Genomic DNA, 13,657 nt, shown 5'->3' on the forward strand with positions numbered 1-13,657 from the left:
GGGTCGCCCCTACCGGGTTTCCCCCGGGATCGAATTGCCCCCATAATATCTTCTGACGGCCTCCCATCCGGAGACTCTGCAAAGCCATGAGCGCCACCCATGAGGAGCGGCTTCGCCGCAGGCTGCAGGAACGCCGGCGGGTCCACCAGAGGGAGCTGGAGGAGGAGCTCCCCCGTCTGGTGGAGGAATTAAAAGCCATCGGGGTCGAGCGGGTGATCCTGTTTGGATCCGTCGTCCGCCGGAAGATCGGTTTAACCAGCGACCTGGATCTTCTGGTCATATGGGATACGCCCATGGGGTTCCTGGAACGAACTGCTTTCCTCTATCGCCGGTTAAACCCGCGAGTCCCCGTGGACCTGTTCGTTTACACGCCGGAGGAAATCCAGCGGCTGGCGGATCACCCTTTTATCCGTCAGGCGCTGGCGGAGGGAGAGACAGTCTATGCGGCGGGATCCAAAGGCGGAGGGCCTCCGCTGGCTTGAGCAGGCGGAGGCCGACCGAAAGGGAGGACAGCTCCTGCTGGAAGGCGGGAGCTATCACCTGGCCAGCTTTATCGCCCAGGAGGTCGCGGAGAAAGCTCTCAAGGCCTTCCTCTATGCCCAGGGCGAGGAGATCGTCACGGGTCATTCCGTGGAAGCGCTGTGTCGTTGGGCCGCTGAGTATGATCCAGAGTTCGAAGCTTTGCGTCCGGAGGTGGCCCCTCTGGATAGCCATTATCTCCCTGCTCGTTATCCCAACAGCGTGCCCGATAGCATCCCTGCCCGTATTTATAATCGCGCGATTGCAGTGGAAGCGCTGCAAATGGCCGATCGGGTCCTCGAGCTGGTGCGTCGCAAACTGCGCGAAGACCTCTAAACCATATGGCGATTCTCCCAGGTTCGGTGGGGATAAGGAAGCCCGAGATGGCGAAGAAAACAGAATCCAGCCGGGTGGTGGCAACCAACCCGAAGGCCTATCACGATTATCACATCGAGGAGACCTATGAGGCCGGCATCGTTCTCACGGGCAGCGAGATCAAGTCCGTGCGGGCAGGCCGGATCAGCCTGCGGGAGGGCTATGTGCTCCCCCGGGATGGCGAGCTGTGGCTGATGAACGTCCACATCGCCCCTTACGAGCCGGCCGCGCGGGACAACCCGGATCCCCGGCGGCCGCGCAAGCTGCTGCTCCACCGACACGAGATCAACCGGCTGATCGGCAAGGCCCAGGAGAAGGGGTATACCATCGTCCCGTTGAAGGTGTATCTGAACCCCCGGGGGTTCGCGAAGGTGGAAATCGCGCTGGCGAAGGGGAAGAAGCAGTATGAGAAGCGCCGGGCGATCGCCGAGCGGGAGGCCCGCCGCGAGATCGAGCGGGCCCTGAAGGGAGGGGAGTGAGCCATGGGCGTGCGCGAGCGTTACGCGCGCCGGCCGCCCATGCCTCCCGACGTGATCCAGCGGCTGGCAGGCCTGGAGGCCCTCTTCCGGCGGCATCCGGTTCGCCTGGCCTACCTGTTCGGATCGATCGCCCGCGGCGACCCTTGCGCGGCCGATGTGGATCTGGCGGTGCTCCCGGAGGAGGACCTGTCGCTTCCCCAGCTCTATGCGGACCTCTCCCTCGCCCTGGGGACCGATCGCCTGGATCTGGTGGCTCTCCGATCCGCCCCCCCGGGACTCCAGCCCAGGCGCTGCCTTTTTGCGCGCTCGGAGGTCGAGCGACAGACGTTTGAGCAGCGAGTTCGGGATACCGCCCGCGACGCGCGGGCCCGGATTCTGGCCTAGGCTCGGGAATTCCAGTGGGGGTCTCCGCCCATGGCGTTGCGACAGGATTTCCTGTGGGTCGGCGCTGCTGGAGTTCGATCGTGTGGCGAACGCCCTGGAGCCTTACCGCTCTCTCACCGTCCAGGATCTGGAAACCGACATCCACCGGCGGTGGGCGGCGGAGCGGGGGTTGCTGGCGGGTCTAACGCGAATTTTTCAGATTGCGGATCATATACTGGTCGCGCGCTTCCACGATGAGGCGGAAACTTACGAGGATCTGCTTCGGACGCTCTGGCAAAGGGGGGTGATCACCGGATCCCTTTACAATGCGCTGCGGGGAGCGGGGGGATTTCGGAACATCCTGGTCCACGATATATTCGGATCGATCCGGCACGGGTGGTGGAGTTCCTGGGGAAGGCCCCTGAGGCTTTTCGGCGCTTCGCCGTTGAGATCCGGGAGTGGCTGGCCCGGCTGCCGGAAGATGATTGATCATGCCGTGGCGCGGGAACCATGGCGCTGGAGATCATCAACGAACGGTTTGTCTTCCACGGGCGAACGCTGGCTTCGGTGCGGGAGATCAACCGCCTGCCGGATCCGATCAAGCAGGCGATCTACCGCACCCTGATCCCGGATTTCCTGCTGGAGCGCTATGGGATCGATCCGATGACCCTCCGCGACCCAGAGGGTCGCCCCCTGGTTGACATCGATGCCCCGCCCGGGAGCCCGGATGTCCAGATCCGCATCTGGCGGCGCCGCGATGATCGGGATCCGCTGGTTTACCTGCACTTCGCGGAGACCATGCACAACCGGATCATCGTGCTGCTCTTTATGACCAGCGATCCAGAGTCCCCGCGCTTCGATGTGGACCGGGACTGGCAGGGACGGCCGACGAAATACGGGACCATGGGGCGGAACATCGAGGCGGAGATCGCGGCGATGCAGTTCGGGCTGGCGCCCGGTCAGGTGCGGAAGGGGCTGCGCCTCACCAAGCATATGCTCCCGCTCTTTGAGCGCTTCATCGCCCGCCTGGGCCACGACATGTTCCTGATGGAGCCCCTGGCCTACCACGCGGCGATCCTCTTTGAGCGCTACGGTTGCGGATATATCGAGGGACGCACCAAAATGGAATGGATCCATCGGGAGTTCCAGCCGGGCGGAGAACTGTATCGGCGCCTGGACGGCTCCACGCCGTTCCGACAGCCTGGGATGGAGAAAACCGTCCGAGGCCGTTCCTGGGCCATCTACGATGGGATCCTGGGAGAGCCTTTCGATGGCGTCCGGATGTATAAACGGGTGGGCCACCACGCCGGAGTATGCACCTTCCCGGATGCGATCTGGTGAGGGATGGGACAGCTTCGGATGGAAGCTTCTATGCTCGCGCTGGCCCTAAAGGTCCTCCTCATCGCGATCCTGGCTGGCGCTCTCTGGTGGGGGATCGGGCACGTGGTCCGGTTCCGCCTGCCGGTCCCCGATCCCGAGCGCGCCCGGCGGATCCAGGCGGCCTTCTCCCTGGGGCGCAGCTTGCTGCGGGCGGTGGTCCTCACGGTCGCCCTGCTGATGATCCTGGACCTTCTGGGGCTGAACCTGGGACCGCTGCTCACCGGCGCTGGCATTCTGGGGATCGTGGTGGGGCTGGGCGCTCAGAGCCTGATCCGGGATCTCCTGGCGGGGCTGATCATCGTGCTGGAGGGCCCTTTCGGCATCGGGGATCTGATCCGCACAGCCGGGGTCAGCGGGAAGGTGGAGCGCATCACCCTGCGGGCCACCTACGTGCGGGACGTCGACGGCACACTGCATGTGGTCCCGAACAGCATGCTGGGCGTGATCAGCAACCTGAGTCGGGACTGGGCCCGGGTGATCGTGGACCTGCCGGTGCCCCGGGGGACCCGGCTGGAGGAGCTCCACGAGGCGTTGGAGCAGGCGGCGCGGGCGCTGCGGGAGGATCCGGAGCTGGGAAGGGGGTGGCTGGAGCCTCCCGCGGTGGCCGGCATCGAGGCGATTGGCGAAAGCACCTTCGTTGTGCGGGTAGAGGCAAAGACCCGGCCAGCGGATCGCTGGACAGCCGCCCGCCAGTTGCGGTATCATCTGCTACAGGCCTTGCAAACCACCCTGGCCCCTTCCCCCGATCATTGAGCCAGCGATCGGTTGGGGATCCCGCCGGTTCCCCAAAAGCCCTGCGCAAACGATGGAGGCGAGGATGCGGATCAGAACAACGGCGCGTTCGGTCAGCGCCCGAGGCCTCGGGCGCATGGCCATCGTTCTGCTGAGCCTGCTTTTCGCAGCGTGCGGAGGCGCCCCCTTTGGGGCACCGGTGCCGCCCACGGCGACCTTCCCGCCCACCCGCACGCCGCGCCCGACGGCGACGGCCACCTCCACCCCGACCCTCACCCCCTCGCCGACGGCTACCTTCACGCCGACGCCGACCGACACCCCCACGCCGACCCGGACGCCCACGCGGACCCGTCCGCCCTTCACCCCTACCCCGCGCCCGACGGCGACGCCGGTCCCCACCCCCACGCCGGCCTTCGATTTCTACCCGCAGCCGATGTCCGCTGCGCCCAATTGCGGAGCCGTCTACATGGAGGGCTACATCCGGGACGCGGCAGGGAACCCGCTCAACGGGGTATGGTATCGCCTGCGGATGTTCTTCCCTTCGGGCAGTGGATATGAGCAGGTGTGTCTGTCGCCCGGGGATGGGAACTGTGAGGATTACAAGCAGAGCGGAGGTCGGGCTCCGGGCTTATGGGGGTTCGCGCCGCTGGATCCGGCAAACTATCATAAGCCGTTCCGCTTCATCATCGAAATCGTGGAGAGCCCGAGCAACCCCCGGCCGCTTTCGCCGCCGGTGGTCATCGATCACCGGGATTGCAACGACAAGGGCCAATACGTCTTCGATTGGAAGCGTCGATATTGATCGTAATTGAGCGTGGCCTACGCGGTTCGTCCTCTTCCATAGGATTTGGGAGGTCGGGCTGTTCGCCCAGGACGGCCTGGCCTCCCAATCCGCCTGCTTTCCTGATCTCAACTCGATGACCCCGCGCTCTGCGGGGGATGTCCAGGAGTTCACGGCGTATCGCTCATTCCGGTGCCTCAGGGAAAGGAGCTGTTCTATGTATGCGAACGCGCAGCGCCTTCGAAGGCTCTGGGGAGTCCTGATCTTCCTGCTGCTCCTCGACGCCTGCCGCCCCACCCCCACCCCCACGCCCACGCCGGTGATCTCCAAACTGCCCCCCATCCTGGTGGCCCGCACCCCGGAACCCGGACAGGAAGTCACGCCGGAGATGCCCCTGCGCCTGGTGTTCAGCGAGCCGATGGATCGGGCTTCCGTGGAGGCCAACCTGCGGGTGATCCCGGCGGTCGCCGGGCGTTTCGCCTGGGAGGCTGGGGACCGCATCCTCCGCCTCCTCCCCCAGGCGCCCTGGAAGCCCGACACGGAATACGAGGTCCGCCTGGAGAACGCGCGGGCGCGCAACGGCCAGGCCCTGGCGCGCCCGGTGGCTTTCCGCTTCCGCACCGCCTCCCCGCTCGCCGTGGCCGAGGTCATCCCGGCCCCGGACGCCCGGGATGTGGATCCCCAGGCCGCCGTCACGGTGATCTTCAACCGACCGGTGGTCCCCCTGCGCAGCGATCTCGCCCCTGGGGATCTCCCGCAGCCCCTGGCCTTCGATCCGCCGATCCGGGGGACCGGCCGCTGGATCAACACCAGCATCTATTCGTTCCAGCCGGAGGGCTCCTGGGCAGCCGGGCGTACCTACACAGCCCGCGTGGTCGCCGGCCTTCGGGATCTCACCGGGATGGCACTTGAGAAGGATTACACATGGACCTTCACCATCCGCCGCCCGGCGGCGATCGCCTACGCCCCCCGACCCGGCCGGCAGATGGATATGGATCTGAGCGCGCCGATTTCCATCACGTTCAACATGGAAATGGATCGAACCTCCGTGGAATCCGCCTTCTCGCTACGGGAAGGCGCTGAGGATGGCCCAGCGGTTCCCGGACGGTTCGAATGGATCAGCCAGACGGTGCTCTTCCGGCCGGCCCAGCCCCTGAAACTGGAAACCCGCTACTTCGTCCGTCTGGAACAGCGCGCCGCGGCTCCCTCCGGGGCCACCCTGGAAGGGGCGGTGGCCTGGGCCTTCACCACCCCGGCCTATCCCCGCCTGCAGAGCGCCAGCCTCAGCCCGCAAGGCCCAAACCGCCTGGATCCCGGGGATTCCATCGAGCTTCGCTTCAGCTCCGGCGCCATCCGCCCCGAGACCGTCTGGCCGAACCTCCGCCTGGAACCGCCGATCTCCGCCACCCGGGTGTTTACAGACTGGAATCCGGAGAACGGCACCTTCTCCCTCTCCGGGCCATGGACGCCGGGAACGGTTTACACGCTGACCGTCGGGCCGGAGATCGCGGATCGCTACGGCAACCGGCTGGACCGCCAGCATACGTTCACCTTCACCGTCAACCATCTGGACCCCCTCGCCTATCTGAACATCGGCAACCCCTACTCGCCGCTGGTCGTGGTGGGGACGTATACGGAGACGAGCGCTTTCCTCTCCACGCGCAACCTCGATCGGGTGACCTTCACCCTGTCGCGTCTGGAGCTGGAGCGCTTCATCGCCCTGAGCCAGGACCCGGAGGCGACGTTCCGTTATAGCGCACCGAATGCCGATCTGGTCGCCCGGTGGACATTCACCGTGCCCGAGGTGATCACCGACGTCATTATGCTGAATCGTATCCCGCTGGCCGGGTTGGGTCGCCGCACGCTTCCCACCGGGCTCTATCACCTTCGGGTGGACGCCCCGGTCTCCCTGGAGCATCGGCCGGGCCGCTATCTGGTGGCGGCGGTGGATCTCAATGTGGTGGTGAAAGTGGCCCCCCAGGAGGCCCTGGTCTGGGTCACCGATATGGCCACCGGCCGCCCGGCTCCGGGGATTCCCGTTCAGCTGTTCGAAGCCACCGAGGAACACGTGGAGATCTCGGGCGTCCGCGCCACGGATGCAAACGGGATCGCTCGCTTTGAGTGGTCGGACCCTGTCCCCCTGTGGCGGATGCGGGTGGCGGTGGCCGGGACCCCCGGCGGCCGCTTCGGGGTCGGTGCCAGCGCCTGGTCCGATGGGATCGAACCCTGGGCTTTCCATCTTCCAGCGGACTATGAGCCCCCTCGCTTCCGGGTTTACTGGCAGACCGACAAGCCCATCTACCGCCCGGGTCAGACGGTGCATTTCAAGGCCATTGTGCGCTCCGATGACGACGCCCGCTATGCCCCGCCAGCCAATCGGACCTTCCCGGTTCGGATCGAAGATCCGGAGGGCCGGGAGGTTTACTCCACCACTCTGACGTTGAACGAGTTCGGGACAGCGGAGGGGGCGTTCCCGCTGGCGGAGGATGCCATGCTCGGCCGCTACACCTTGATGGCCGATCTCCCGCCCGGCCCCCACTACCATTCGATTTCCTTCCTGGTGGCCGCCTACCGCCGCCCGGAGTTCCAGGTGACCCTCACGCCGGAGCGCCCGGCGTATGTGGCCGGCGAGCGCATCCGGGCGGCGCTCCAGGCCACCTACTATTTCGGAGGGCCGGTGGCGGGGGCGAAGGTGGAATGGACCGCCCGCGCCCAGCCGTATTTCTTCGAATCCGCCGGGCCGGGGTATTACTCCTGGTCCGACTTCGATCCTTACAGCGCCTACGAAGGGGAAGCCGAGAAGGAGATCGCCAGCGGGAGCGGGACCACCGATGCGCAGGGACGGTTCTGGATCGAGTTGCCCACCGGGCTGGGGATGCCCCATGGGAGCCAGCGGGTGATCCTGGAAGCCAGCGTGACCGATCCCAACGATAACCTGGTGGCCGGGCGAACGGAGGTGGTGGTCCACGCCGGGCGCTTTTACATCGGGCTGCAGGCGGAGCGTTATGTTGGGGAGGCCGGCCGCCCGCTCACGATGACGGCGAAAACGGTGGATTGGGAGAGCCGGCCGGTGGGCAGCGTCGCCCTGGCCTGGACCGCATATCGCCGCGAGTGGTTCAGCGTGATGCGGGAGACGGACCGCGGGCCGATGTGGACATGGGCCTACAGCGATACCGCGGTGGTGAGCGGCACGCTCCAGACCGATGCGGAAGGCATGGGGCGCTTTGCGTTCATCCCGCCGGATCCGGGGACCTATGTTGTGAAAGCGGAAGGAACGGATGTCGAAGGTCACCGGGTCCGGAGCGCGGAATTCATCTGGGTGTCCGGACGGGGAGCGGTGGCATGGCGCCAGGAGAACAACGATCGGATCGAGCTGGTCGCCGATCGCCGGGAATACGCGCCGGGCGATACGGCGACGATCCTGGTTCCTTCCCCCTTCACCGGGACGGTGACCGCCCTGATCACCGTGGAGCGCGGGCGGATCCGACGGGCGGAGGTGCGCACCTTACAGGGCAACGCGCCCACGTTATCCATCCCGCTCTCGGAGGAGGACGCGCCCAACATCTTCGTCTCGGTCATCCTGATCCAGGGGGTGAGCCGGGAGAACCCGGCGCCGGGCTTCAAGATGGGGATGGTGAACCTCCCGGTGAAGCCAACGCGGCAGACCCTCCGCATGGAGCTGATCCCCGATCGGGCTGTGACCGCCGGGGCCCATTACGGACCCCGGGAGATCATGACCGTCACGGTTCGCACCACCGACGCGGATGGTCGGCCGGTCCCGGCGGAGGTGGCTGTGGCCGTGGTGGACGCCTCCGTGCTGGCCCTGGTGGATCCGAACGCCCCACCTATCGTGGAGGGATTCTACGGCCGGCGCAACCTCTCCGTCCTCACCGGGGTCTCCCTGATCTACAACCTGAACCGGGTGACGGCGCGCATCGCCCGGGAACGCAAAGGCGGCGGCGGGGGCGTCGCCGAGGCCTTCGGGGAGATCCGGCGGGAATTCCCGGACACCGCCTACTGGAACGCGGTCCTGCGGACCGACGCCAGCGGAACCGCCACCTTCTCGGTGCGCCTCCCGGATAACCTCACCACCTGGCGCATCACCGCGAAGGGGGTAACCCTGGACACCCGGGTTGGCGAGGCCACGCTGGACGTCCTCAGCACCAAAGATCTCCTGATCCGTCCCAGCGTCCCGCGGTTCTTCGTGGCCGGCGATCGCGCGACCCTGGGCGCGGCGGTCCATAATCACATTTCCCGACCCCTCACCGTTACGGTGCGCCTGGAAGCGAAGGGCTTCACGCTGGAAAGCCCGGCCGCTCAGGAGGGGACGATCCCGCCAGGCGGCGTGGCCCGCTTCGAGTGGACCGGGGTGGTGGAGCGCGGGAAGGCAGTGGATCTCACGTTCTATGCCGAGGGCGGCGGCTTTCGGGATGCCACGAAACCGACCCTGGCCCGGCCGGATGGCACCATTCCGGTGCTGCGCTATGTGAGCCTGGAGACCGTGGCGACCGCCGGGATGCTGGAAACCCCGGAGCCCCGGCAGGAGATCGTGGCCATCCCGCCGGAGCCGGAAGTCACTGGAGGGACCCTCACCCTCCGGCTCTCTCCGTCCCTGGCCGCGACGGCCCTGGATAGCCTGACATGGCTTCAGCACTTCGAATATGAGTGCACGGAGCAGACCATCAGCCGCTTCCTGCCGAACATCGTCACCTATCAAACCCTCCTTCGTCTGAACCTGGCCCGCCCGGATCTGGAGGAGCGTCTCCGGCAGCAGGTCGCCGTCGGTCTGCAGAAGCTGTATGCGGGCCAGCATGCCGACGGTGGATGGGGATGGTTCCCGTCCATGGAAAGCGATCCCCTGACCACCGCCTATGCGGTCTTCGCCCTGGCCCAGGCGCGGGCCAGCGGATTCGCGGTGGCCGACGGCGTGATCGAGCGCGGGCTGGCATTCCTGCGCCGATCCCTGGAAGCGCCGGCGGATCTCTCCCCCTGGAAGGCCAACCGGCAGGCGTTCATGCTCTTCGCCATGGCCGAGGCCGGCGCCGGGGATGCCGGCCGGATCGTCGCGCTGTGGGAGGCCCAGAAGGAGCATCTCGCGCTGTATGCCCGCGCCTTCCTGGCGATGGCCCTCGGCCGCACCCAGGCGGATCATCCGCTGATCCCCACGCTCCTGAACAGCGTCGTGGAGCAGGCTCACACCACCGCAACCGGCGCGTTCTGGGAGGAGAAAGGCCTGGACGATTTCAACTGGAACACGGACACGCGCACCTCGGCCATCGCCCTGCTCAGCCTCCTGCGCCTGGATCCGAAGAACCCGCTGGCCTTCCAGGCGGTGCGGGGCTTGATGGCCGCACGACGCGCCGATCGCTGGGAGACCACCCAGGAGACCGCATGGGCGCTCATGGCCCTCACGGAGTGGATGGCGCAGAGCGGGGAGCTGGAGGGGAACTACACGTGGACCGTTCGCCTGAACGATCAGGTCATGGGGTCGGGTTCCGTGGATCCGGCGCACCTCCAGGAGACCGTGACCCTGCAGCAGGACATCGCCGGGCTGCTGCGGGAGGCCGGGAACGCCCTGGAGCTTTCCCGGAGCGCCGGGCCTGGCGTGCTGTATTACACCGTCCATCTCGCTATGGAGGAGCCGGTGGAGCGGATCGCCCCGCGCTCCCGGGGTCTGACCCTGAGCCGTCAGTATCTGCGGCCGGACGATCCGTGCCTGAAGGATCGGCGGCAGCCATGCGCCCCGGTGACCTCGGCCCGGGTGGGGGACCTCCTGATGGTGCGCCTGACCCTGGTGGTTCCGCGGACGGTGCACCATCTGGTGCTGGAGGATCCGTACCCGGCGGGGATGGAGGCCATCGATCCCTCGCTGAAGACCTCGCCGATGGCAGGGCGGCCGCCGGAGCTGCAGCGGGTCGATCCGCGGGATCCCTTTGGAGGATATGGATGGTGGGGCTGGTGGTGGTTCGGGCACACGGCGCTCTATGACGATCGAGCCGCCCTGTTCGCCGAATACCTCCCACCGGGCACCTATGAATACACCTATATGATCCGGGCGGGCTGGGCCGGGCAGTTCCAGACGCGCCCCGCGCGGGCCTATGCCTTCTACTTCCCGGAGATCTACGGGCAGAGCGAAGGCATGCGGTTCGAGATCACCCGGTGAGCGAGTTGGGTAAACGAAGGAACTCCCCTTCGAGCGGCGTGGATTCCTCCGGGAATCCGCGCCGCTGTCATTATACGATGGACGTGTCGGATGTATTCGGCATGTGAGGCCTTCAGCCGATGGCCGGCCTTAGGGCGTCGAATGCATTCGACCTCAAAAGGCCTTCGGCCAGTGGCCGGCCTCCGCCGGCCGAAAGGCTTTTGCGTCGGCGCCGGCCGACGCCCGGCGCGAAGCGCCTCAGAAGGCCGATTTCCAATCGGCGCATCCGCAGGATGTCCGGTGCCTCGAAGCGGTTCCCCGATGTCCCCTGGTTCCCCACCTTGCTTGCGCGATTTTCCCTCCATAGTTAGAATACAGTTAGTTTGATTACGGTTTGAAAGAGGCCCCCATGCGGAGATCCCTAACCGGTCTGTTTCTGCTGGGCTGGATCCTGAGCGTTTCCGGGGGTGGCATGCCGGCCCCGGCCGCTTCCGAAGCTCCCCCGACGGCTTCTTCCACCTCGGGGGGCTCCTTCCGGGTTTATCTCCCCCTGGTCCTCCGGAGCAGGGGGCTTTGGACGAGCCGGCAGGTCAACGCGCCGCGCCTCGCAGACCCTCTGGGGGCGGACTTCCCTCGCATGGCCATTTTCTGGTTCGGGAAGATCACGCCCACGGCGAATTATGCGGATGTCCGCGTCGCATATACGGACGCCGAGCTGGTGGTCTACGTGGCGATCATCGATCGTCGCCTGTGGTTCACCCCGTCCCCTTCCCCGGAGAACCTCACGGCATGGGATGCGGTCACGCTCCTCCTCCATGTGGACGGCAACGTCGGGGATGCGCCTTCCCCTTCTGCCTATCGCTTCATCGGTGGGTTGAGCAATGGTGATGCCTCCGGCCGCTATCAGGCAGCCTATCGGGGCACCAGCTCCGGCTGGACACCGGTATCACTTCCATTTACCGCCCTCGCCGGCTGGCGAGGGGAACGTCTGAACGACGATGGGGACGATCGGGGATGGGCGATGACTTTCCGGATCCCTTTCGCCAGCCTGGGCCGCTCCGGCCCGCCGCCCGAGGGAACCATCTGGGGCCTGGGGGTGATGGTGCACGACCGGGACGACGCCGCCGGCACCCCAATTCCCGTAACTGTCTGGCCGGAGTCGATGCGCCCGGACGTGCCGGCCACGTGGGGATGGCTCCGCTTCGGGATGCCGGCCTACGCGCCGCCTCCGGCCCGGCCCGGGGGCACTGTGATCATCCGCCACGGCCTGAACGGCGCCGTAGTCCCGGATGCCGGCGTCGGGGGATACACGAACTGCGGGGATGGACTGGACTACTGGACCCAGTGGGGCGAAGCGTCCGATCCCGGTCGTCCGGACTTCAACATCCAGAATCAGATCGATATCGCAGACTGGCCCTGTTTCTCAAAGTATTACGTCATCTTCCCCCTGAACGCCATCCCGCCGGGCAAGGTGATCCTCTCGGCCACCCTCACGCTGCACCAGATGGGGAACGCCGGACCCGCCCCCCTCCCCTCCTGGATCCAGGTCCTGACCGTGCGGGAGGACTGGGAGGAGCGGTCCCTGACCTGGAACCGTGCGCCGCTGGCCTGGGAGAACATCGGGGGAGCGTGGGTGGATCCGGTGCGGAGTCTACCGAACTGGCCGGGGATCCCCTATACGTGGGACGTCACCCGGGCGGTGGCGGAGGCGTATGCGGCTGGCCAGCCTCTCCGCCTGGCCCTTTACTCCGCCGATGCCGCCTACCACAGCGGGAAATACTTCGTCTCCTCGGATACGGAGGACTGGAACGCCGAGGGCCGCCCGACCCTTACCATCGTGTGGGGCGATCCATAAAGGGACACCCGGCTGCAGGGCATATCGGATGGATTCGGCCTTCGGCCCGCATGAGGGCGTCGAATGAATTCGACCTCAAAAGGCCTCCGGCCACCGGCCGGCCGAAAAAGGCTTTTGCGTCGGCGCAGGCCGACGCCCGGCGCGGAGCGCCTCACCAGGCCGATTTCCATCGGCGCATCCGCCAGCGGATGCCTTCCCGAGCAACGGCGCCGGCAACACCGCGCCCGCTTCGCCTGCCCTCCTCCAGCGGCCGGGTGGATTGCACGAAGATCTCCACCGGAACCGGTGCCTCCAGGAAGGCTCCCAGCGCCTGATGCCGAACTTCCTCCCGAAGCTCTGGGTCATCGGAAGCGATCTCTATCACAATATCCGCATCGCTCCGCGGGGTGGCCTGACCCGTTGCGAAGGATCCGAATAAATACACGGCTACCACTTCATCACACTGATCTTTCAGCTGTTGAGCACAGTGGCGCAAGGCTTCAAGAACGGCCTCCCGATCGATGAACATGCTGCTGGCAAAATTCACAAATACGCTGCGCGTCATGAATGGCCTCCTGAGCCTCCGACGCTGTGTAATAGTCCCGCGGCGCCCCTATGTCGAATCCATTCGGATAGCGGGAGGGAATGTAATGCTTATCCAGACGCTGAGCCATTTGGATCAGATCCTCTGGAACCGGGATCCGATGCCCGGCATCCTTCAACAAATGGGTGATGGAATGTCCCCACCCCTCTCCTCCCATGGCGAGAAGCAATCCTTTGATCGCCTTTTCGGCCGCCTGATGGGCTGCAAAGCAAGCCCAGTCATAATCCCCGTCTTCCAGGGCGTGTCGGGCATGGTTCAGATCATGAAAGGCCTGCGCCAGCCGGTCGAGAGCACGGTTTGCCATTTCGATCCCCCTATCCCCCCTTCCCACAACTCTGGGGCCAGCCCTGAAAGATTGTCCGCTTCTCCTTATTTCGTTTCCATGTTAGCGCAACAGATACTTGTTTCCCAGCCTGCTTTCCTCCCCGGAGGAACGTTTTCCTAACCT

Annotated in this window: 11 protein-coding genes and 1 pseudogene; 10 read left to right on the forward strand and 2 right to left on the reverse strand. The window is 66.0% G+C overall.

Going from position 1 to position 13,657, the window contains the following annotated elements:
- The first annotated feature begins 86 nt into the window (after nucleotides 1-86).
- The 10 genes and pseudogenes from VAE54_RS08470 to VAE54_RS08510 all read left to right on the forward strand — a co-directional run bounded on the left by VAE54_RS08470 (nucleotide 87) and on the right by VAE54_RS08510 (nucleotide 12,626).
- Nucleotides 87-482, forward strand: coding sequence for a nucleotidyltransferase domain-containing protein (locus VAE54_RS08470; RefSeq protein WP_322801520.1), 396 nt, complete (start codon nucleotides 87-89; stop codon nucleotides 480-482).
- Nucleotides 442-855 (forward strand): HEPN domain-containing protein, encoded by a 414-nt coding sequence (locus tag VAE54_RS08475; RefSeq protein ID WP_322801521.1) that lies wholly within the window; start codon nucleotides 442-444, stop codon nucleotides 853-855. The genes VAE54_RS08470 and VAE54_RS08475 overlap by 41 nt, the downstream gene beginning before the upstream one ends.
- 47 nt (nucleotides 856-902) lie before the next feature.
- Complete coding sequence (gene smpB, locus VAE54_RS08480) at nucleotides 903-1,373, forward strand: SsrA-binding protein SmpB (RefSeq protein ID WP_322801522.1); 471 nt, start codon at nucleotides 903-905, stop codon at nucleotides 1,371-1,373.
- Between the two features lie 3 nt (nucleotides 1,374-1,376).
- Nucleotides 1,377-1,757, forward strand: coding sequence for a nucleotidyltransferase domain-containing protein (locus VAE54_RS08485; RefSeq protein WP_322801523.1), 381 nt, complete (start codon nucleotides 1,377-1,379; stop codon nucleotides 1,755-1,757).
- An 82-nt stretch (nucleotides 1,758-1,839) separates the two neighbouring features.
- Nucleotides 1,840-2,097 (forward strand): annotated as a pseudogene (locus VAE54_RS14610) (HepT-like ribonuclease domain-containing protein); the annotation flags it as partial.
- A gap of 149 nt (nucleotides 2,098-2,246) precedes the next feature.
- Entirely contained in the window at nucleotides 2,247-3,077 is an 831-nt protein-coding gene (locus VAE54_RS08490) for a hypothetical protein (RefSeq protein ID WP_322801524.1), read from the forward strand.
- A 3-nt stretch (nucleotides 3,078-3,080) separates the two neighbouring features.
- A complete protein-coding gene (locus tag VAE54_RS08495) occupies nucleotides 3,081-3,869 on the forward strand; it encodes a mechanosensitive ion channel family protein (protein ID WP_322801525.1) in 789 nt (262 codons plus the stop codon).
- Nucleotides 3,870-3,933: 64 nt separating this feature from the next.
- On the forward strand, nucleotides 3,934-4,650 hold the full coding sequence (locus tag VAE54_RS08500) for a hypothetical protein (RefSeq protein ID WP_322801526.1): 717 nt from the start codon (nucleotides 3,934-3,936) through the stop codon (nucleotides 4,648-4,650).
- Nucleotides 4,651-4,846: 196 nt separating this feature from the next.
- Nucleotides 4,847-10,792: an Ig-like domain-containing protein gene (locus VAE54_RS08505; protein WP_322801527.1), complete on the forward strand. Its 5,946-nt coding sequence runs from the start codon at nucleotides 4,847-4,849 to the stop codon at nucleotides 10,790-10,792.
- A gap of 388 nt (nucleotides 10,793-11,180) precedes the next feature.
- Nucleotides 11,181-12,626: a DNRLRE domain-containing protein gene (locus VAE54_RS08510; RefSeq protein ID WP_322801528.1), complete on the forward strand. Its 1,446-nt coding sequence runs from the start codon at nucleotides 11,181-11,183 to the stop codon at nucleotides 12,624-12,626.
- A 151-nt stretch (nucleotides 12,627-12,777) separates the two neighbouring features.
- On the opposite strand, the gene VAE54_RS08515 is transcribed toward VAE54_RS08510, so the two are convergent.
- Together VAE54_RS08515 and VAE54_RS14615 are read right to left on the reverse strand one after the other, a co-directional pair.
- On the reverse strand, nucleotides 12,778-13,170 hold the full coding sequence (locus VAE54_RS08515) for a nucleotidyltransferase domain-containing protein (protein ID WP_322801529.1): 393 nt from the start codon (nucleotides 13,168-13,170) through the stop codon (nucleotides 12,778-12,780).
- Nucleotides 13,106-13,513 carry a HEPN domain-containing protein gene (locus tag VAE54_RS14615; protein ID WP_416223790.1) on the reverse strand — a complete coding sequence of 136 codons (408 nt, stop codon included), beginning with the start codon at nucleotides 13,511-13,513 and terminating at the stop codon, nucleotides 13,106-13,108. The genes VAE54_RS08515 and VAE54_RS14615 overlap by 65 nt, the downstream gene beginning before the upstream one ends.
- Nucleotides 13,514-13,657 lie beyond the last annotated feature (144 nt).

This window comes from Thermoflexus sp. (assembly GCF_034432235.1).
Classification (GTDB): Bacteria; Chloroflexota; Anaerolineae; order Thermoflexales; family Thermoflexaceae; genus Thermoflexus.